The 1470-nt window shown below is 69.4% G+C and carries 1 protein-coding gene; it reads right to left on the bottom strand.

Translation table 11 applies throughout. The annotated features are described in order from the left end of the window. Positions 1-1357: ISL3 family transposase (locus tag EJK15_RS69330; protein ID WP_240778157.1), on the bottom strand; the 1357-nt coding region annotated here is incomplete at its 3' end. Positions 1358-1470 lie beyond the last annotated feature (113 nt).

The raw sequence follows: 1470 nt of genomic DNA, 5'->3' as shown, positions 1-1470 counted from the left end.
CGCCTGAGCTGTAAGGGAGCGTGAGTCCGTTCAGGACGGCGGCGTGGTCGCGTTCGAGGCCGTTGGCGAAGGAATGCAGGTGGGGCAGGTCGTCAGCCCGGACGGCGTCGATCCAAGCGTCGAGGCGGTGGCCTTGGCGTTCGGTCATCATCTCCGCGAAGGTCTTGATGTGGCCGTGTAAGGCGTCGAGGTGCGGGCAGGCTGCCAGGACCTCCTTGAGTTTCAGCTGTTCATCCGGGCCGAGGTTGTCGGGACGGCGGCGGATCCAGCTGGTGATGTGGCGGGCCTTGGGCGGCGCGGGGACGGCGGGCGGAGCAACCGAGCCCTTGAAGGGCGCGAGGTAGGCGTAGACGGTGCCGTAGCTACCGCGAAAGCCCAGCGCCGTGATCTCCCGGTGCAGCTGCTGGATGTTGGTGCACCCGGAATTCCAGCGTTCATGCAGGTGGGGCTTGTAATCGTCCAGCATGCTCGGCCATCCGGTCAGCGTGCCCGCCACCACCTCATCGACGCTTTCTGCGCGGGAGTACTTGCGGACAGTCATGGGCGCCAGGCGCAGCTCCCGCTGGATCGCGGCGTGGCTCTTGCCTTCCGCCTTTAGCGCCTGGACTTGCCGGTAGCGCTCCCTCGCCTTCACCACACGCGCTCTGTTCTCGGCACGGTCGATGGTCGTCTGTTCGGCGACCTGGCCGGGGTCGTGGGCCTGCTCCTCAGCGTCCCGGGCAAGGGCAACGTAGTGCTCTTTGACGCACCGATGGTGGGCAGCGACGGTCTTGTCCGCGTATTCGCGCAGGTCATCCCACATGTGCCAGCGATCCGCCACCTGCTGGGCATCGGGCGCGCCCTCCCGGCCGCCCAGGGCGTAGGCGCCGGCCCGGTCCCGGCAGATCACCTCGACGCCGGGATGCGCGCGCAGCCACTCGGCCAGGGTGGCGGCCTCCCGGTCGGGCAGCACGTCGATGATGCGGTGGCCGGCCATGTCCACCAGGACACTCGCATACGAATGCCCGCGCCGTTTGGCCCAATCATCGACCCCGAGCAGGGTGACCCGCCCGATCTCGGGATCGGGCAACGCCCTGACCAGCCGGATCAGCGTGAACCGGGAGACGATCGCGCCCAGCGCACCGGCCAGCCGAGACCCCGCGCGGCCGGCCAGGGCCAGTGCGACCCGCTCCAGCAGACCCCGCAGCCCTGCCGTGCGGCGCTGCTGTTTGGCGGTCAGTCCGGGGACCTGCTCGGCGAACGTCGCCACCAAGCACGCCGGGTTGCCGCAGATGAACCGGCGGACCTCCAACTCGACCTGAACCGGTCTCCCGCCGCAGGCCAAGTCCTGCAGACGACGCCGATACCGGTCATGCACCCGAGCCGACGGTGTCCCACAGCCGCGGCAGGCCACCCCCTCCGAGCCCGTACGGGCCGCGATCCTCAGGCGGTCACCCAGATCCTCCACCTGGTCAAGGACCAGGCCCCTCA

The organism is Nonomuraea basaltis (assembly GCF_005893125.1).
Classification (GTDB): domain Bacteria; phylum Actinomycetota; class Actinomycetes; order Streptosporangiales; family Streptosporangiaceae; genus Nonomuraea; species Nonomuraea basaltis.
This window is presented reverse-complemented; position numbering and strand designations above follow the sequence as displayed.